General features: G+C 64.0%; 18 protein-coding genes and 1 tRNA gene. 8 read left to right on the plus strand and 11 right to left on the minus strand.

Translation table 11 applies throughout. The features are described from left to right. Positions 1-313 precede the first annotated feature (313 nt). From ampD to V8683_RS22120, 3 genes are read right to left on the minus strand one after another with little or no spacing between them, the layout of a single operon-like run. The gene (gene ampD, locus V8683_RS22110) at positions 314-943 is read right to left on the minus strand and encodes a 1,6-anhydro-N-acetylmuramyl-L-alanine amidase AmpD (protein ID WP_411188466.1); all 630 of its coding nucleotides are present in this window, start codon (positions 941-943) and stop codon (positions 314-316) included. Then, entirely contained in the window at positions 940-1,257 is a 318-nt protein-coding gene (locus V8683_RS22115; RefSeq protein WP_411188465.1) for a PP0621 family protein, read from the minus strand. The genes ampD and V8683_RS22115 overlap by 4 nt, the downstream gene beginning before the upstream one ends. Before the next feature lie 53 nt (positions 1,258-1,310). After that, the gene (locus V8683_RS22120; RefSeq protein ID WP_411188464.1) at positions 1,311-2,246 is read right to left on the minus strand and encodes a cytochrome C assembly family protein; all 936 of its coding nucleotides are present in this window, start codon (positions 2,244-2,246) and stop codon (positions 1,311-1,313) included. An 85-nt stretch (positions 2,247-2,331) separates the two neighbouring features. Here V8683_RS22120 and ffh point away from each other — a divergent pair, with 85 nt between their 5' ends. Together ffh and V8683_RS22130 are read left to right on the plus strand one after the other, a co-directional pair. Continuing rightward, positions 2,332-3,699 (plus strand): signal recognition particle protein, encoded by a 1,368-nt coding sequence (gene ffh / locus V8683_RS22125; protein ID WP_411188463.1) that lies wholly within the window; start codon positions 2,332-2,334, stop codon positions 3,697-3,699. A gap of 160 nt (positions 3,700-3,859) precedes the next feature. Beyond that, positions 3,860-4,411, plus strand: a complete 552-nt coding sequence (locus tag V8683_RS22130) for a hypoxanthine-guanine phosphoribosyltransferase (protein ID WP_411188462.1) — start codon at positions 3,860-3,862, stop codon at positions 4,409-4,411. A gap of 93 nt (positions 4,412-4,504) precedes the next feature. Here the strand turns inward: V8683_RS22130 and V8683_RS22135 are convergent, their stop codons facing one another. After that, positions 4,505-5,104 carry a MarC family protein gene (locus V8683_RS22135; protein ID WP_411188461.1) on the minus strand — a complete coding sequence of 200 codons (600 nt, stop codon included), beginning with the start codon at positions 5,102-5,104 and terminating at the stop codon, positions 4,505-4,507. Between the two features lie 14 nt (positions 5,105-5,118). Continuing rightward, positions 5,119-6,855: a proline--tRNA ligase gene (locus V8683_RS22140; RefSeq protein ID WP_411188460.1), complete on the minus strand. Its 1,737-nt coding sequence runs from the start codon at positions 6,853-6,855 to the stop codon at positions 5,119-5,121. A gap of 239 nt (positions 6,856-7,094) precedes the next feature. Here V8683_RS22140 and V8683_RS22145 point away from each other — a divergent pair, with 239 nt between their 5' ends. Together V8683_RS22145 and V8683_RS22150 are read left to right on the plus strand one after the other, a co-directional pair. Continuing rightward, on the plus strand, positions 7,095-7,733 hold the full coding sequence (locus V8683_RS22145) for an RNA pyrophosphohydrolase (RefSeq protein WP_411188459.1): 639 nt from the start codon (positions 7,095-7,097) through the stop codon (positions 7,731-7,733). A 134-nt stretch (positions 7,734-7,867) separates the two neighbouring features. Continuing rightward, entirely contained in the window at positions 7,868-8,431 is a 564-nt protein-coding gene (locus V8683_RS22150; RefSeq protein WP_411188458.1) for a CNP1-like family protein, read from the plus strand. A 96-nt stretch (positions 8,432-8,527) separates the two neighbouring features. Here V8683_RS22150 and proB read toward each other — a convergent pair whose 3' ends face one another. From proB to rplU, 4 genes are all read right to left on the minus strand, one after another. Further along, positions 8,528-9,646, minus strand: a complete 1,119-nt coding sequence (proB, locus tag V8683_RS22155) for a glutamate 5-kinase (RefSeq protein WP_411188457.1) — start codon at positions 9,644-9,646, stop codon at positions 8,528-8,530. A 77-nt stretch (positions 9,647-9,723) separates the two neighbouring features. Further along, entirely contained in the window at positions 9,724-10,836 is a 1,113-nt protein-coding gene (gene cgtA / locus V8683_RS22160; RefSeq protein ID WP_411188456.1) for an Obg family GTPase CgtA, read from the minus strand. Between the two features lie 210 nt (positions 10,837-11,046). Continuing rightward, positions 11,047-11,310, minus strand: a complete 264-nt coding sequence (gene rpmA / locus V8683_RS22165) for a 50S ribosomal protein L27 (protein ID WP_411188455.1) — start codon at positions 11,308-11,310, stop codon at positions 11,047-11,049. Between the two features lie 26 nt (positions 11,311-11,336). Continuing rightward, positions 11,337-11,648 (minus strand): 50S ribosomal protein L21, encoded by a 312-nt coding sequence (rplU, locus tag V8683_RS22170; protein ID WP_006025184.1) that lies wholly within the window; start codon positions 11,646-11,648, stop codon positions 11,337-11,339. A gap of 287 nt (positions 11,649-11,935) precedes the next feature. On the opposite strand from rplU, the gene V8683_RS22175 reads away from it, so the two are divergent. The 3 genes from V8683_RS22175 to V8683_RS22185 all read left to right on the plus strand — a co-directional run bounded on the left by V8683_RS22175 (position 11,936) and on the right by V8683_RS22185 (position 13,691). Then, entirely contained in the window at positions 11,936-12,928 is a 993-nt protein-coding gene (locus V8683_RS22175; protein WP_411188454.1) for a polyprenyl synthetase family protein, read from the plus strand. A gap of 37 nt (positions 12,929-12,965) precedes the next feature. Then, positions 12,966-13,042 (plus strand) — tRNA-Pro (locus V8683_RS22180). 121 nt (positions 13,043-13,163) lie between these two features. Next, on the plus strand, positions 13,164-13,691 hold the full coding sequence (locus V8683_RS22185; RefSeq protein ID WP_411188453.1) for a DUF6538 domain-containing protein: 528 nt from the start codon (positions 13,164-13,166) through the stop codon (positions 13,689-13,691). 17 nt (positions 13,692-13,708) lie between these two features. Here V8683_RS22185 and V8683_RS22190 read toward each other — a convergent pair whose 3' ends face one another. After that, on the minus strand, positions 13,709-14,947 hold the full coding sequence (locus V8683_RS22190) for an MFS transporter (RefSeq protein ID WP_027796857.1): 1,239 nt from the start codon (positions 14,945-14,947) through the stop codon (positions 13,709-13,711). A 103-nt stretch (positions 14,948-15,050) separates the two neighbouring features. Between V8683_RS22190 and V8683_RS22195 the strand changes: the two genes are divergently transcribed. Then, entirely contained in the window at positions 15,051-15,968 is a 918-nt protein-coding gene (locus tag V8683_RS22195; protein WP_411188452.1) for a LysR substrate-binding domain-containing protein, read from the plus strand. A 223-nt stretch (positions 15,969-16,191) separates the two neighbouring features. Here V8683_RS22195 and V8683_RS22200 read toward each other — a convergent pair whose 3' ends face one another. After that, on the minus strand, positions 16,192-16,986 hold the full coding sequence (locus V8683_RS22200; protein ID WP_411188451.1) for a hypothetical protein: 795 nt from the start codon (positions 16,984-16,986) through the stop codon (positions 16,192-16,194). Between the last annotated feature and the right edge of the window lie 165 nt (positions 16,987-17,151).

A 17,151-nucleotide genomic window follows, 5' to 3' on the forward strand; every position in this document is an offset into this window, starting at 1 on the left:
ACCGCACAAAGTTCTTTTCCCTATGCCGGGAACACGCGCGGCGCCGTGCTTTTCGAGCGGGGCGCCGCAGTACGACACAACATATGGTGTAAAGCTCTGTTTCAGGTACAAAGTATAGTGGAACTTGCCGGGTGGTCAAACGCCTTTTTTTACTGGTTCCATCTTGACAAGGCGTAAGCCCCGACAGCGCGGGCGTTGCCGCCGGACACACGTTCGAATGGTCTGCTTCGGGCCCGGGAACACGCGCGCCGCAGGCGCGGGGCGTGCTCAAATGGTGGGCAAAACGCCGTGTTCCGGACACGCTCGCTGCGCGTCACGACGCCGCGTTTTGCTTGTTTGGCTCGTTTTGCGCCGGACGACGATAGGGGAAGTACGTATCGCCGAGTTGCGTCTCGCGCTGCAGCCGCGCCCAGTCGAAATACGGACCGGGATCGGTCTTGCGGCCCGGTGCAATGTCGGAGTGGCCCGCGAGCGCCTCGACCGGATAGTGCGCGGCAAGCGCCTTCACCAGCGCCGCGAGCGTCGCATATTGCGCAGGTTCGAACGCGGCGGTGTCGCTGCCTTCGAGCTCGATGCCAATCGAAAAATCGTTGCACCGCTCGCGGCCGAAGAAGTCGGAGACGCCCGCATGCCACGCGCGCTCGTCGCAGGAGACGAACTGCTCGAGCGCGCCGTCGCGATGGATCACGAAGTGCGCCGAGACACGCACGCCGCGCAGATGCCGATCGAAGTACGGATGCGCGTCGCAATCGAGACGGTTGAGGAAGAGATCGGCGATCTCGGGGCCGCCGAACGTGTCCGGCGGCAGGCTGATGTTGTGCACCACGACGAGGGTCGGCACGGCGCCCGCGGGCCGCGCTTCGAAGTTCGGAGACTGCAGATGGCGCGCGGCTGGAACCCACCCCCGCGCGTCCACCTCGAACGACGGCGACGCCGCGCTCATCGCGCCGCGCGGTCCTGGCCCGCGTGACGCGCGGCATAGGCGCGCGCGTGCTCGTGGCTGCAGAACGACTGCGAGCCCATCGTCACCGAATCGCTCTGCGGCGCATGCACGCCACACTCGGCGCAGCGGACCATCAACTCAGGCAGCGTGCCGCCGCGGCCGCTCTCGTTCGCGGCGCCCGCGCCGTTCGGCGCACGCCACGCGCCCTGCCCGTTCTGCTGGCCGGGGCGCGACTGCGGCTGCGCACGGCGCAGCGCCTTGACGAGCCACTGGCCGACGACGAAGAGCAGGATAAGGAAAAAAATCTGTCTCATAGGTTCAACACGGAGGTCCAACGCAGAGGTTCAACGCGGGAATCGACACGCACTCAGACAACCGGGCGGTGCAGCAGCACCTCGAAGACGAACCGGCTGCCGACATAGGCCAGCAGCAGCGCAACGAACGACGCGATCACCCAGCGAAGCGCGGCACGGCCGCGCCAGCCCGAGACCTTCCGCGCGGTGAGCAGCGCGCCGAACATGAGCCACGAAAGGATCGCGAACACGGTCTTGTGATCGAGCGAGAGCGGCCGGTCGATCAACTGCTCGCTAAATACGATGCCGGAGACGAGCGTGAGCGTAAGCAGCACGAAGCCCGCGCCGATCAGGCGGAACAGCAGCGTCTCCATGGTGAGGAGCGGCGGCAGCGTCTCGATCCAGTTCGAGAGCCAGCCGCCACCGCGCGTGCCGGCATTGCGCTGGAAGCCGCCGCCGCGCAGCGCATGCAGGCGGCGCTCGACGGCAAGCATCAGCACGGCGTGCAGCGCGGCGATCGCGAAGAGCCCGTAGGCAACGTTGGCGATGACGAAATGCAGCTTGAACATTGGCGCGGCGGCATACGGCAGCACGCGCACGCCGCCGAACGCGAGCGGCAAGAGCGACGCCAGGGCCGCGAGCGGCAGCAGCAACAGACGCAGCCCGTCGAGCTGGAAGAAAAAGCTCTCGATCCAGTAGATGCCCGCGCCGAGCCAGAACATCGCCGACAACGCAAACGCGAAGCCGAAGATCATCTCGTGGGCGGGGAAGATCGTCATGTGCAGCAGCACGCCGTGCGCGGCGAGCGCGACGAAGAGCAGCGTGCGCGAGAGCGGCCCGAAGCTGCGCGTGCGGGCGGTGCCGGTGGCCGCGGCACCCGACATCGCCACCGGCACCGCGGGCACGCCGCCGAGCAGCGGCTCCATGCCGGCGTGACGCAGCGCGCGCCAGTCGGCGGCGCACAGTCCGCCGTACAGGAGCACGGTGAGGGCATACAGTACAATATCCATGTTCGAAGTTTACTATAGGCCCCTTGGCGCGCGCCGGATTGACCCCGCGCGCGTAAGGTCCGGGCCGCACTGCTCACCGCTCCCCATGCTCGACAATCTCACTCAACGGATGGCGCGCGTCGTCAAGACGCTGCGCGGCGAAGCCCGGCTGACCGAGGCCAACACGCAGGAAATGCTGCGCGAGGTGCGACTTGCCCTGCTCGAGGCGGACGTCGCGCTGCCCGTCGTGCGCGAGTTCATCGCCAAGGTCAAGGAAAAGGCGCTGGGCGAGGAAGTGATCGCCAGCCTCTCGCCGGGCCAGGCGCTCGTCGGCGTGGTGCAGCGCGAACTGACCGCGGTGATCGGCGGCGACTACGAAGGCAAGGCCGCCGAGCTCGATCTCGCCGTCACCCCGCCCGCCGTGATCCTGATGGCCGGTCTGCAGGGCGCGGGCAAGACCACCACGGTCGGCAAGCTCGCCAAACTGCTGCGCGAGAAGTACAAGAAGAAGGTGCTCACCGTTTCCTGCGACGTCTATCGTCCGGCCGCTATCGCGCAGTTGAAGACGGTGACCGAGCAGGTCGGTGCCGACTTCTTCCCGTCGCAGCCCGACCAGAAGCCCGTCGATATCGCCAACGCGGCCGTGGACTGGGCGAAGCGCCACTATCACGACGTGCTGCTCGTCGACACGGCCGGCCGCCTCGGTATCGACGAGGCGATGATGCAGGAAATCGCCGCCTTGCACGCGGCGCTCAAGCCGGCCGAAACGCTCTTCGTCGTCGACGCGATGCTCGGCCAGGACGCCGTCAATACCGCCAAGGCGTTCAACGACGCCCTGCCGCTCACCGGCGTCGTGCTCACCAAGCTCGACGGCGATTCGCGCGGCGGCGCCGCGCTCTCCGTGCGCCACATCACGGGCAAGCCGATCAAGTTCGTCGGCGTGGCCGAAAAGCTCGACGGCCTCGAAGTCTTCCACCCGGACCGCATGGCGAACCGGATCCTCGGCATGGGCGACATTCTCGCGCTCGTCGAGGAAGCGCAGCGCGGCGTGGACGTGCAGGCCGCCCAGAAGCTCGCCGACAAGGTCAAGAAAGGCGGCGACTTCGACCTCAACGACTTCCGCGCGCAGCTCTCGCAGATGAAGAAGATGGGCGGCCTCTCAACGCTCATGGACAAGCTGCCCGCGCAGTTCCAGCAGGCCGCCGCCGGCGCCGACATGGGCGTCGCCGAAAAGCAGTTGCGCCGCATGGAGGGCATCATCAACTCGATGACCCCCACCGAGCGCGCCAAACCCGACCTCATCAAGGCTACGCGCAAGCGCCGCATCGCGGCCGGCGCGGGCGTGCAGGTGCAGGAAGTGAACCGCATGCTCAACCAGTACGAGCAGATGCGCACGATGATGAAGAAACTGAAGGGCGGCAACCTGCAAAAGATGATGCGCGGCATGAAGGGCATGATGCCCGGCATGCGCTGATTTGCCGGACCCGGTCGCGGCGCAGCTCCCGTGCCGCGACCGGGCTCCCGGGGCTCACCCGTAACGCGGCGCGCAAGCTGGAATGCGCGGGTTTATGCTGTAGCGCGCGCCGACGTTATTTTCCACACTTCACAGCTACAGCTACGGTCCCGCCAGAGTCATGAATCGCGAAGAAGCCCTCCACATTTTCCGCCACTCCGAAGAAATCGTTTCAGAGGGCGAGGTCAATGCGTCGATCGGCCGGATGGCCGAAGCCATCCGTAGCGAAATCCGCGAGGACTTCCCACTCGTGCTGTCGGTGATGGGCGGCGCCGCCGTGTTTACCGGCATGCTGCTGCCGCACCTCGATTTCCCGCTCGAGTTCGACTACATCCACCTCACCCGCTATCGCAACGCCATCAAGGGCAGCGCCGAGATGCAATGGCGCGTCGCGCCGCGCGAATCGGTGAAAGACCGGGTCGTGATCGTGCTCGACGACATCCTCGACGAGGGCGAGACCATGGCCGCGATCCGCGACCGCATCCTCGCGATGGGCGCGAAGCGCTTCCTCTCGGCCGTGCTGTGCGAAAAGATCATTCCGAAGGCGAAGCCGCTCCACCCCGACTTCTGCGGGTTCTCGGTGCCGGATCGCTATGTGTTCGGCTGCGGCATGGATGCGAAGGGCTACTGGCGCAACCTGCCCACTATCCGCGCGCTGACCGAAGGCGCCTGAATCGCGTCGCCCCGTGCTCACGCGGGAGCGGACGCACCATGAAGAAAGCGGCCCGCGGGCCGCTTTTCTGTTTGTGCCGCGGCAGCACCGGACTCAGAGGTGATGCACGAAATTGCTGATGCCCGCGAGGATCATCTCCACCGAAATCGCCACGAGCACGAGCCCCATCAGCCGCTCGAACGCCGTCACCACGCGCTCGCCAAGCCATTGCTGGATGCGCTCGGACAGCACCAGCACGCCCGCGCAGACCACCATCGTCACGGTGAGCGCGCCGATCCATTCGTAGAGCTTACCGGGCGCCTGCGAGGTGAGCAGCATGACCGTGGCAAGCGCGGAAGGCCCCGCCAGCGCCGGAATGGCGAGCGGCACGATGAGCGGCTCGCCGCCCTTGTCGCCGCCGCCGAACGGGCCGCCCGGATGCGGGAAGATCATGCGCAGCGCGATCAGGAACAGCACGATGCCGCCGCCGATGCGCAGCGACGTGTCCGTGAGCCCCATCATCCGCAGAAAGCCGTTGCCGGCCACCATGAAGATGAGCAGGATCGCGAACGCGATCGCCACTTCCCGCAGGATCACGATCGCCCGACGCGACCGCTCCACATGGTGCAGGCACCCGATGAAGAGCGGAATGTTGCCGAGCGGATCGGTGATGAGGAGGAGCAGGACAGTCGCGGAAAGGAAGCTGTATTCCATCGCTTCCTGGCCGCTTAGCGCGCGAGCGCCGCGCGGACCTTCTGCGCCACCGCCTGCGCGGCCTCTTCGGCCGGCAGCAGGGTCGGCTCGGCGTCGCGGCGGCCCTGATACTCGATCTTGCCTTCCTTCAGGCCCCGCTCGCCGATCACGAGACGATGCGGTACGCCGATCAGCTCCCAGTCGGCGAACATCACGCCCGGACGCTCGCCGCGGTCGTCGAGGATCACATCCACGCCGGCCTTCACGAGCTCGTCGTAGATGCGTTCGGCGTGCTCGCGCACGAGTTCGCTGCGGTCCATGCCCATCGGGCAGAGCACCACCTCGAACGGCGCGATCGATTCCGGCCAGATGATGCCCTTCTCGTCGAAGTTCTGCTCGATCGCCGCGCCCAGGATACGCGTGATGCCGATGCCGTAGCAGCCCATCTGCATCGGCGCGGGTTTGCCGTTCTCGGCGAGGAAGGTCGCGCCCATTGCATCGGAATACTTGGTGCCGAGCTGGAACACATGGCCCACTTCGATGCCGCGGCAGATGTCGAGCACGCCCTTGCCGTCCGGCGAGGGATCGCCCTTTTTCACGTTGCGGATGTCGGCAACGACCGGCTCCGACAGGTCGCGGCCCCAGTTCACGCCCGTCGTGTGGAAGTCCGCAACGTTGGAGCCCACCACGAAGTCGCTCATGTTCGCGACCGTACGGTCCGCGATCACCTTGACGGGCTTCTTCGTGTTGAGCGGCCCGAGGTAGCCCGGCGGCGTGCCGAACCATTCGACGATCTCGGCCTCGGTCGCGAAGCGAAAGTTGGCGAGGCCTTCGAGCTTCGCCGCCTTGATCTCGTTCAGGTCGTGGTCGCCGCGCAGCATCAGCAGCCAGATCGTGGGCTCGGCGCCTTCGTTGTCGGTCGCCAGAATGATCGACTTGATGGTGCGCTCGAGCGGAATGCCGAGCAACGTCGCCACGGCCTCGCACTTCGCCGCACCCGGCGTCGACGTCTTCGTGAGGGCCTCGGTGGCCGGACCGCGCGCGGCGACGAGCGGCAGCGCATCGGCGGCTTCGACGTTCGCCGCGAAATCCGAGGTCGGGCAGTAGGCGATATCGTCCTCGCCCGTTTCGGCGATCACGTGAAACTCGTGCGAGCCGCTGCCGCCGATCGAGCCATTGTCGGCCGCGACCGCGCGGAACTGCAGACCGAGACGCGTGAAGATGCGCACGTAGGCGTCGTACATCTTCTGGTACGAGCCCTTGAGGCCTTCGATGTCCTTATCGAACGAGTACGCGTCCTTCATGATGAACTCGCGGCCACGCATCACGCCGAAACGGGGACGGATTTCGTCGCGGAACTTCGTCTGCACCTGATAGAAGTTCACCGGCAGTTGACGGTAGCTCTTGATCTGGTTGCGCGCGATGTCGGTCACGACTTCCTCGTGCGTCGGGCCCATCACGAAATCGCTCTGCTTGCGATCCTTGAAACGCAGCAGTTCCGGCCCGTATTTTTCCCAGCGCCCCGATTCCTGCCAAAGCTCGGCCGGCTGCACGGCCGGCATCAGGAGCTCGATCGCGCCCGCGCGGTTCATTTCCTCGCGCACGATCTGCTCGACCTTGCGGATCGAGCGCAGGCCGATTGGCAGATAGTTGTAGATGCCGCCCGCGACGCGGCGGATCATGCCCGCGCGGACCATCAACTTGTGGCTGACGATTTCGGCGTCAGCCGGCGCTTCCTTCAGGGTGCCGATAAAGAAACGGGAGGCTTTCATTCAGATTATCCAAAGGCGGCGGCCCGGTGAGAGACCGCCCGAAAGAGTCCAACGATGGAGTTCACAGACCCGACATTATGACAACGCCCCATGCGCCGCACCGATGACGCCAGCCGGCCTTGCGGCGAACGCTGCTTGCGCGCTCGCCGCAAATCGCGCCAATCTTCCGGCCGCCGGGTGCGTGAGGACCGTTATCTGTTTATAATCAAAGCAATTTTAAAGGATTCGAAGGTGGTTGTATGCTGGATCGTGAAGGCTTTCGCCCGAACGTCGGCATCATCCTCTTGAACGCGCACAACGAGGTGTTTTGGGGCAAGCGGGTTCGCGAACATTCCTGGCAGTTTCCGCAAGGGGGCATCAAGTATGGTGAGACCCCCTTGCAGGCAATGTATCGGGAGTTGCACGAAGAAACCGGGCTGCATCCTGAGCACGTCAAGATTGTCGGTCGCACGCGCGACTGGTTGCGTTATGAGGTGCCGGACAAGTTCATCAAGCGCGAAGTGCGCGGCCATTATCGCGGTCAGAAACAGATCTGGTTTCTGCTGCGCATGGTCGGGCGCGATTGCGATATCTGCCTGCGGGCAACGGAGCATCCCGAGTTCGATGCGTGGCGCTGGAACGATTACTGGGTACCGCTCGAAGCGGTCATCGAGTTCAAGCGCGACGTCTATCAGCTCGCGTTGACCGAGTTGTCGCGCTTCCTGCGGCGCGCCACCGCGCCGCGCCAGGAGCGCGGCATGCACGCTCACGAGGTCCGCTATCCGCGCATCGTCACGTCGGCACATGCCGATGCCGTGCAGGCCGCCCCGGCGCTGGAAAGCGACTGTGGGGACGACGGCGGGAGTATGATCGTGCCTGCGCCGGACGAGCACGACTAAGCCTGTCACGACGGACGGCGCGCCGGGGGAGAACCCGCGGCAAGAACCGGCGACGCGACCCCACGGTTCGCGCCGCCGTTCGTATTTGCGGCGCTGTGCTTTTGGCCGGGCCGTTGCTTCGAAGGAAAATCAATTTGAAACGATTGGCTCTCGCCGTGGCATGCGCCGCGGCCGCAAGTAGTGTCCTGCTGGCCGCCTGCAGCAGTTCCGGCCCCACCAACAAGGACGATAGCACGTTCGTCTACCTGTTCGACCGCCAGGGCAGCTGGAAGGAAAACGCGCTCGAAGGGCTGCCGCCCATGCCGCAGGCCGGCGCGAAGCTGCTGCCGTTCGACGTCTCGAACGACACGTCGCTCAAGTTCGCGATCGATCCGGCCTCGCTGACGGTCGGCTCCGACGGCGTCGTGCGCTACACGGTCGTCATCACGAGCCCGAGCGGTGCGCGCAACGTGAACTACGAGGGCATACGTTGCGACACGTACGAGTGGCGCCTCTACGCAAGCCTCGATGCCGACCACAACGCCTGGGACCAGACCGTCGCCAACGACTGGTCGCGTATCGAGAACGGCTCGCTGAACGCGTATCACGCCTCGCTCTATCAGGACTATTTCTGCGCGAACAAGATGCCGGTGGCGAAGGCTCAGGTCATCGTCGACAACCTGCGCTACGGCCGCACGCAGGCGTCGCTGATCCACTGACGCCCTGCCCGGAACGGCATAAAAAAAGCTGCCCCGGCTCGATGCCGGCGCAGCTTTTTTGTCGCCCGTATTTCCCCTGGGGATTTGAGGCGCAGTTCAAACCAGCACGAGATTGTCGCGGTGAATCAGCTCCGGTTCCAGCATGTAGCCGAGCACGCCCTCGATCTCGCCGCTCGGATGACGCTGGATCAGCTTCGTTTCGGCGCTGCTGTAGTTCGTGAGCCCGCGCGCCACCTCCACGCCCGCACTGTTCAGGCACGCAATGACTTCGCCGCGCGCGAACGCACCCTGCACGCCGATCACGCCGATCGGCAGCAGACTCTTGCCGTCCGCGGTGAGTTTTTGCACGGCGCCGTCGTCGATCAGCACATGGCCGCGCACCTGCAGGTGATCGGCCATCCATTGCTTGCGGGCCGCCATGCGGGCCGTGCGGGCGATGAGCTGCGTGCCGATCGCCTCGCCCGCGGCAAGGCGCACGAGCACGTCCGCCTCGCGGCCGCTCGCAATCACCGTGTTCGCGCCGCTGTGCGCCGCGCGCTTGGCGGCGAGGATCTTGGTAAGCATGCCGCCCCGGCCGAGGCTCGACCCTGCACCGCCCGCCATCGCCTCGAGTTCGGGCTTGCCGGCGTCGGCCTCGCGGACCAGCGTTGCGGCCGGATCCTTGCGCGGATCCGCCGTATAGAGCCCGCTCTGGTCGGTGAGGATCACGAGCGCGTCGCCTTCGATGAGGTTCGCGACGAGGGCGCCGAGCGTGTCGTTGTCGCCGAACTTGATCTCGTCGGTGACGACCGTGTCGTTCTCGTTGATGATCGGCACGACCCCGAGACGCAGCAGCGTGAGCAGCGTCGAGCGCGCGTTCAGATAGCGTTCGCGGTCGGCGAGATCGGCATGAGTGAGGAGGATCTGCGCGGTGCGAATGTCGTGCCCGGCAAAACTGCTTTCGTACACCTGCGCAAGCCCCATCTGGCCGACCGCCGCCGCCGCCTGCAACTCGTCGATCTCGCGCGGGCGCTTGCTCCAGCCAAGCCGTTGCATGCCCTCGGCGATAGCACCCGAGCTGACGAGCACGACCTCGAAGCCTCGCTCGCGCAGCGCTGCGATCTGCGAAGCCCAACGGCCGATCGCCGCATGATCGAGCCCGCGGCCATCATTGGTGACAAGGCTCGAACCGACTTTCACTACCAGACGCCGGGAATCGGCAATGACGGAACGCATGCTGCGCGGTCTCCCAAATAGCTGATGACGCGTAAAGCTGCCGGCGCGCCATGCGCGCCGGAGAGGGCGAAGATGGGTTATTCCTGCGATGCCTGCGGCTGAACGCCCTCCTCGCCCGGCGTGTCGCGAAAACGCACGTCGGACGCGAGATCTTCCGCCTCGGCCGCGCGGCGCGCGTCCGAATGGGCCGCGATGTAGTCATACACCGCATAGCAGAGGTTTTCGCAGCCCTGGCCCGTAAGCGCCGAAATCTCGAAGACCGGACCGCCCCACTCGAAGCGTTTCACGAAGTCGGCAGCGCGCGCGGCGCGCTCGTCTTCGGGCACCATGTCGAGCTTGTTCAGGACAAGCCAGCGCGGCTTTTGATAGAGCGTTTCGTCGTACTTGCGCAGTTCCTCGACGATGGCCTTCGCCTCGGCCACCGGATCGACGGACTCGTCGAACGGTGCGAGATCGACCAGATGCAGCAGCAGATTCGTACGCTGCAGGTGCCGCAGGAACTGATGACCGAGCCCCGCGCCCTCCGCGGCGCCTTCGATCAGGCCCGGAATGTCGGCGATCACGAAGCTCTTGCTCGGCCCCACGCGCACCACGCCCAGATTCGGCGCGAGCGTCGTGAACGGATAGTCGGCGATCTTGGGCCTGGCGTTCGAAACCGCCGAGATGAACGTGGACTTGCCCGCGTTCGGCATGCCGAGCAGGCCGACGTCGGCCAGCACCTTCAGCTCGAGCTTGAGCATGCGGCGCTCGCCGGGCTTGCCGTCGGTTTTTTGGCGCGGCGCGCGATTCGTGGACGACTTGAAATGCAGGTTGCCGAGGCCGCCCGCCCCTCCCGTTGCGACGACCACGCGCTGGTCGTGCTCGGTGAGGTCGGCGATCAGTTCGCCCGTTTCGAGATCCGAGATGGCCGTGCCCACCGGCATGCGCAGCGTGATGTCGTCGCCGCCCTTGCCGTAGCAGTCCGAGCCGCGGCCGTTCTCGCCGTTGCGCGCCTGGTGCTTCTTCGTATAGCGGTAATCGATCAGCGTGTTGATGTTGCGGTCCGCGACCACGTAGACGCTGCCGCCCCGCCCGCCGTCGCCGCCGTCCGGGCCGCCGAACGGGACGAACTTTTCGCGCCGCATCGACGCGCTGCCATCGCCCCCATCGCCGGCGATGACTTCGATCTTCGCTTCGTCAATGAACTTCATGCGTTACTCCGTCCCGTAATCGGTGAGTGTCGTTATTGTGCCCACGTATTTTGCTCGCCGCCGCGGAGCTTGCCCACCTGGCCGGATGGCCAGCGCCCCGCGAAACGCCGCAAAGCCCAGGGATCCGCACGCGAATAAACAAAAGGCCCCGCAAACCTCGCGGGGCCTTCCTTGCGGCGCTTTTTAGCCCGCTCGCGAGCGGGCTAAAACTCAGGCCGCTACCGGAACGACGTTGACCATGTGCTTCTTCATTGCGCCCTTGGTCGAGAACGTGACGTGGCCGTCGACCAACGCGTAGAGCGTGTGGTCCTTGCCGATGCCGACGTTGTTGCCCGGGTGCATACGCGTGCCGCGCTGGCGAACGATGATGCCGCCGGCGAGGATCGCCTGACCGCCGAACACCTTCACGCCAAGTCGTTTCGACTCGGAATCGCGGCCGTTACGGGAAGAGCCGCCTGCCTTTTTGTGTGCCATTTGTTTGCTCCTTTACCTGCGTGCGCTTACGCGTTGATCGCGTCGATGCGCAGTTCGGTGTAGTTCTGGCGGTGGCCGCCATGCTTCTGGTAGTGCTTCCGGCGACGCATCTTGAAGATGGTCACTTTGGCGTGACGACCGTGCGACACAACGGTGGCCTTGACGGAAGCCCCACTGACCAGCGGCGTACCGAACTTAATCGATTCGCCTTCGCCCACTGCGAGAACCTGGTCGAGCGTGATTTCTGCGTCAATGTCAGCCGGTATCTGTTCTACTTTAAGTTTTTCGCCAACGGCAACCTTGTATTGCTTGCCGCCGGTTTTTATGACCGCGTACATTGAGAACCTCACTCTGAGAATACTTTCCAGACACACTGCGCGCTGGAAACCTTAGATTATACATAGAGTTAGCGGCACAGTCAAAACTCACAGCCAAACCACCTTGACAGCCGCCGCGCTCTGTCGGCACGTGCATGGCGGCAAATCCCCGTGCAGCGCCGAAAGCACCGCCTGGCGGGCGCTTTCCGAGTCTTCCCCCTGGACTGAAGGCCAATCTGGAGGCTCCGCGGGGTCCGACGTTCACGCGATTCGCCTTATAATCCGCGGCACTACCCCTATTTGCCATCATGTCGTCCACCGCCACCCACACCCCCAGCGCAGCTGCCCTGCTCGCCCCGATTGCCGCTGACATGGAGCAGGTCAACCGCGTCATCCGGCAAAGCCTGGCGTCCGAGGTGATGCTGATCAACCAGATCTCCGAGTACATCATCGGCGCGGGAGGCAAGCGGCTGCGCCCGGCGCTGCTGCTGCTCGTCGCGGGGGCGCTCGGCGATCGCAGCACGCATCGTCACGAACTTGCCGCTGTCGTGGAATTCATTCATACGGCGACGCTGCTACACGACGACGTGGTGGACGAATCCGACCTGCGGCGCGGCCGCCAGACGGCCAATGCGCTCTTCGGCAACGCTGCGAGCGTGCTCGTGGGCGACTATCTGTACTCGCGCTCGTTCGAAATGATGGTGGGCGTGGGCAAGATGCGCGTGATGGAGATTCTTTCCCAGGCCACCACGATCATCTCCGAAGGAGAGGTGCTCCAACTCCTGAACATGCACGACGCCGACGTAGATGTATCGCGCTACATGCAGGTGATCCGCTACAAAACGGCCAAACTGTTCGAAGCGGCGGCGCAGCTTGGCGCGGTGCTTTCGGGGTCGGATGCACGAACGGAAGAGGCGGCCGCCGAGTTCGGCCGGCGCATCGGCACGGCATTCCAGCTCATGGACGACTGGCTCGACTATGCGGGCACGGCCGAGGCGATGGGCAAGAACGCCGGCGACGACCTGCGCGAAGGCAAACCCACGCTGCCGCTCATCTGGCTGATCGAACACGGCACGGCGGCGGAAGCAGCGCTCGCTCGCGAGGCGATCGAACAGGGCGGCACGACGCGCTTCGACGAAATCTTCGCGGCCATCACGCGCTCGGGCGCGCTCGATCACACGCTGGAATGTGCAAGGGCCGAGGCACAGGCCGCTGCCGACGCGATTTCGGCCTTCCCCCCTTCCATTTACAAAGAGAGCCTGCTAGAATTATGCTCTTACTCGACGACGCGCCAGTCTTAATTAAAACGCAGTGCGCTGAAGAGTCCAGCAGCAAATTCGGGGTGTAGCTTAGCCTGGTAGAGCGCTACGTTCGGGACGTAGAGGCCGGAGGTTCGAATCCTCTCACCCCGACCAGAATTCAAGGCTCGTAAGTAATTGATTGAATTGGGAAACCAAGCCAGTCAAGGACTTACGGGCCTTTGTCTTTTCCGGCATCGTCAATCTACCTTGTCAATCCGCGTGTCGAAATGTGCGGATGGACGACATGACGACACTGCCTCCTGGACTGGAACCGCATCCCCAAAGCGGGATCTATCAGCTCCGCATCGGCATTCCCAAGCACCTTCAGCACCTGTTCCCTCGCACGAGCAGCGGCAAGCTGGCGACCGATGCTTACAGAGCCAGTCTCAAGACCCGCAATCGCGCTGAAGCAATCACCATCGCACACCAGCTGATAGCCGAACACCGAGTCCGGTTTCAGGCGCTGGAAGACAGTACGCGCCCCGCGCCATTCGTCCCGCTGTCAGAAGAGCTAGAGGCTTACATCGCCCAAGCTGTACAAAACCTGGTCTTGACGCTGGATGAGCAAACCCGTGTCACCCCTCGACTGGTTGGCGCCTACAGGGGCCACACATCCAATGCCGATCAGGCGACATGGGAACAAACGGGAGATTTTCTAACCCACGAGCAAGTCGCAGCAGCGCAACGGTTTGACCAGGAACAGCTTCAGGCTTGGAAGACAGCATTAGCGCGGGGCGACTTCTCGGCCAGCCTCCTTGCATAAGGCTCATGTATTCCAGTTCAGATCTGCAAGGGTCCTGGAAACAACGGATATGCGACGAGCGCGCACAGACCGGCCGCGAACCACACGCCTGCCCACGATCCTGCCACAAGCAGGTGGGGGATCGTGAGCGGTGTGAGAAAGAGGCCGACGTAGACCACCGTGTTTGCCATGCCGAGCGCAGTGCCGGCGCGCGACATGCCGGCGAGCGTCGCAAGTTCCGTATAGGCCACGCCATGCCACGCCGACACGCAAATTCCTGCGATTGCGATCATCGCCGCCAGAGTCATGGCACCGAGTGATATATGCACCGCCAATGCAAGCGCGATGAATGATGCCATGGCGACCAGCGTCGAGCCACGCAAAAAAGCACGTCGGTTTCCACGGCGATCGGTAAAACGCCCGCTCCACACTCGCATCACCATTGCGCCTAGCTGCACGACGACCATCGTTACCGAAATCGTACCGATGCCGAGATGCGCGAGGTCGTGCAGAAACACGGTGGCAAAGGTCAGCACGGCAAATTGCGGCGCGCACAGAATGCCGATACCCAGCACGACCCGCCAGATCTGCGCATCGCGTAACGGTACCGCCTGCGGTGAAGTGGGATGGCCGGCCGGCGTAGTGCTCGCGAACGACGGCTCGTGCAGCCAGCGCCACGCGAACGCCGCCGATACCGCACACATCGCAGCCAGTACACCGTACACCATTGCAAATCCATGTGCTGCCGCGAGCCACGGCAGTATCAGCGCGCCGAGGCCGCCGCCGAGCGGCACGGCGGTCTGCCGGATACTCATTGCGAGCCCTCGCTCTCCATCGCGGAACCAAGCCATCACCGCTCGTCCGCTCGATCCGTTCACGCTGCCGCCCAACAGGCCGACGAGACACATAGCCATCACCAACCAGCCGAGAGTGGGCACTCCCGCAGTGGACGGTGCGACGAGCCACGCCATCGCCACGAGCGTTGCTGCGGTGCTTAGCAGGCCAGTGAGCAGCACGGGGCGATCACCCCAGCGATCGGTCAGGATACCCCACGGCAATTCTGAAAGCGCGACGCCGAGCCCCATCGACCCAAGCGCAAGACCTAGTTCGGCCGTGCTCAGGTGATAACCGGAGCGCAGCCAGACCGCCGTGGTGGGAATTCCGGCTGCAGCCGCCGAGAAGCTCGCGTTCGCCGCGACGCCTACGCCAAGCACTTTCCACCGATGTGCGGCCTCTCGCTCGGTTGACGCGACCATTGCCGTTTTGGGTGTCGCCATATCGTTGACTCCGGAATTTGACACATCCAGTTTCGCTCCTTACGATTATTCTGAATATCGGAAAATAATGAAGTAATCGTTCGATAAAACGGGATGATTGATTATGGGCCACGTCGACTTCGATGTCTCCGTGTTGCGGAGTCTTGTCGCAGGAATGGAGTTGCGGAGCTTCGCGAAGGCTGCTGATCGCGTCGGGCGCTCTACTTCCGCGATCAGTGCGCAGCTTCGTAAGCTTGAAGAACAGGCCGGAACGCCGCTCTTTCGCAAGTCCGGGCGCGGCCTCGCGCTGACCGAGGCGGGGGAAACGATGCTCGCCTACGCGCGGCGCATGATCGAACTTAACGACGAAGCTGCCGTCGCCGTTCGCGGGGTCGATCTGGAGGGTTGGGTCCGGCTCGGCATGCAGGAGGATTTCGGCGAAGCGGTTCTGCCAGAAGTGCTCGGGCGCTTTGCACGTGCGCATCCGAAGGTGCGGATCGAGGCGCGCGTTGCGCGAAATGCCGAACTGCTGGAGCGCATCGAGACGAAGCAACTCGACCTTGCGCTGGTCTGGGGAGATGAAGCGCTTTCCGTCCATAATGCACGCGGCTTTTCGAGCAAACCTATAGCTTCCCCGCCGATGTCCTGGATCGGTTCGTCAACGGTGCCATGGAACCTGGGGTCAGGCGAACCGCTGCCGCTGGTCGCGTTCGATCGGCCTTGCTTATTTCACAGTGCGGCCATCGCGGCGCTCGACCGGGCGGGCATGTCGTGGCGTGTGGCGTTCACCAGTCCGAGCCTCTCAGGATTGTGGGCGGCAGCAGCAGCCGGCCTCGGCCTCACTGTGCGAACGCGCTACGGGTTGCCGGCCACCACCCAGCCACTTGAGGCCCTTGCACTCGGCCTGCCTGAGTTGCCGTCGATCCAGTTAGCCTTGCTGCACACGAACATCCACACGACACCGCTGGTCGACCGGCTCGCCGCAATCGTGCTGGAGTCCTTTCGTAGCGCCCCCGCGCCGTGGGAGCGGGTAGCCGCATGAAAATGCCAGCTTTTTAGCTGCCATTTGTTGATACGCCGATTGTTGATGATCTGGGCCGTCATCCGAATGTCCCAAGCTGGCGGCGCACTCGACGGCTGAGTACAGTGATCGTCGCGGGCGATGCCTATCATGCGAGGGGCATGAAGCGACTCACAGGGGATGGTCGATCCACATGAAAGCGGACGCTCTACCAACTTTCAACCAGCGAGATTCGGTTGGAGGGTCAATCAGTAGCACTGATGTTCGGCTCTGCAATTTTTGCGCGCTGCATCGTTGCAAATCGCTTGGTGCCCCACTGCACGATCATTGCCAAGACTGAGGCCTCGACGAAGGCCGAAACTGGACGCTGGTAAGACAGTGAGAACGAAAGCAGCAAACAAAATGCTGCAAACGAGAACCTGCCAAGCACCATGCCCCGAAGCAGCGAGATCACGAAGGCTGGCCCGTGTGCTCGGTGTGAAGACACCGATAGAACGATACCGAGCAGTGGAAATACTGCGAGCAACCCGCTCCACGAGGGGCCGGCCCAACCGGATAACGAAGTAACCAGTAACGTCAGGGCCGCGCCAGCAACCATTCTGCCTATCAGATCGGACCGCGTAAGCGGCGCACCTGCTGCGACCGCGGAGCTGCGCGGCAAGAACGACTGCCCAAAGCACACAGCCGCGAGGGCGGCGGTTGCGGCCCAAATAGGTGAAGTTGGCAGCATTGATAGGCCACACGCGGAGATAAACCACGTGATGAGCCCGACAGCTAACGCCTGCGGCCACGAGCGTGAGCGGCAGGTCCATGCATATGCGAAATTGAATGCTTCTGAGGCGAGGATTGCGGCAAGGGACAGCGTGGCAGCGTGCGCGCCGAAGCTCGGGCCGTGCGCGAGCACAAGAATGAATAGAATCGGACCGGCAACCACGGGTAGACCCGCCAACCAGCCAGCGGTAGATGGCCCCCACCATTTACCCGACATCGAAACGACGAGCAAGAACAGCGGGACAAGCGTTAGTTTGAGCGCGAGCATGCCGAAATCGAGTGGATTTAAAGTGCGATCTTACCGTTGCCCACGCGCGCAAAACTTCACTGTAACCGCCGAACGGCTGCTATGCGGACACCGCGATGAAAGACCGCTCGTGGCCGCGCTACGCCCCACGACCAAGTACAACGATCGCTTCGGGCGCACGCTTAA

The sequence above is a fragment of the Paraburkholderia sp. AV2 genome (assembly GCF_054968425.1).

Coding starts and splice junctions, on each gene's coding strand:
- rplU (WP_006025184.1), bottom strand. CDS start 11,648: ATGTACGCGGTCATAAAAACCGGCGGCAAGCAATACAAGGTTGCCGTT.
- V8683_RS22130 (WP_411188462.1), top strand. CDS start 3,860: ATGAATCGCGAAGAAGCCCTCCACATTTTCCGCCACTCCGAAGAAATC.
- V8683_RS22120 (WP_411188464.1), bottom strand. CDS start 2,246: ATGGATATTGTACTGTATGCCCTCACCGTGCTCCTGTACGGCGGACTG.
- V8683_RS22145 (WP_411188459.1), top strand. CDS start 7,095: ATGCTGGATCGTGAAGGCTTTCGCCCGAACGTCGGCATCATCCTCTTG.
- V8683_RS22190 (WP_027796857.1), bottom strand. CDS start 14,947: ATGGCGACACCCAAAACGGCAATGGTCGCGTCAACCGAGCGAGAGGCC.
- V8683_RS22140 (WP_411188460.1), bottom strand. CDS start 6,855: ATGAAAGCCTCCCGTTTCTTTATCGGCACCCTGAAGGAAGCGCCGGCT.
- ffh (WP_411188463.1), top strand. CDS start 2,332: ATGCTCGACAATCTCACTCAACGGATGGCGCGCGTCGTCAAGACGCTG.
- V8683_RS22185 (WP_411188453.1), top strand. CDS start 13,164: ATGGACGACATGACGACACTGCCTCCTGGACTGGAACCGCATCCCCAA.
- V8683_RS22115 (WP_411188465.1), bottom strand. CDS start 1,257: ATGAGACAGATTTTTTTCCTTATCCTGCTCTTCGTCGTCGGCCAGTGG.
- V8683_RS22200 (WP_411188451.1), bottom strand. CDS start 16,986: ATGCTCGCGCTCAAACTAACGCTTGTCCCGCTGTTCTTGCTCGTCGTT.
- V8683_RS22175 (WP_411188454.1), top strand. CDS start 11,936: ATGTCGTCCACCGCCACCCACACCCCCAGCGCAGCTGCCCTGCTCGCC.
- rpmA (WP_411188455.1), bottom strand. CDS start 11,310: ATGGCACACAAAAAGGCAGGCGGCTCTTCCCGTAACGGCCGCGATTCC.
- proB (WP_411188457.1), bottom strand. CDS start 9,646: ATGCGTTCCGTCATTGCCGATTCCCGGCGTCTGGTAGTGAAAGTCGGT.
- ampD (WP_411188466.1), bottom strand. CDS start 943: ATGAGCGCGGCGTCGCCGTCGTTCGAGGTGGACGCGCGGGGGTGGGTT.
- V8683_RS22135 (WP_411188461.1), bottom strand. CDS start 5,104: ATGGAATACAGCTTCCTTTCCGCGACTGTCCTGCTCCTCCTCATCACC.
- V8683_RS22195 (WP_411188452.1), top strand. CDS start 15,051: ATGGGCCACGTCGACTTCGATGTCTCCGTGTTGCGGAGTCTTGTCGCA.
- cgtA (WP_411188456.1), bottom strand. CDS start 10,836: ATGAAGTTCATTGACGAAGCGAAGATCGAAGTCATCGCCGGCGATGGG.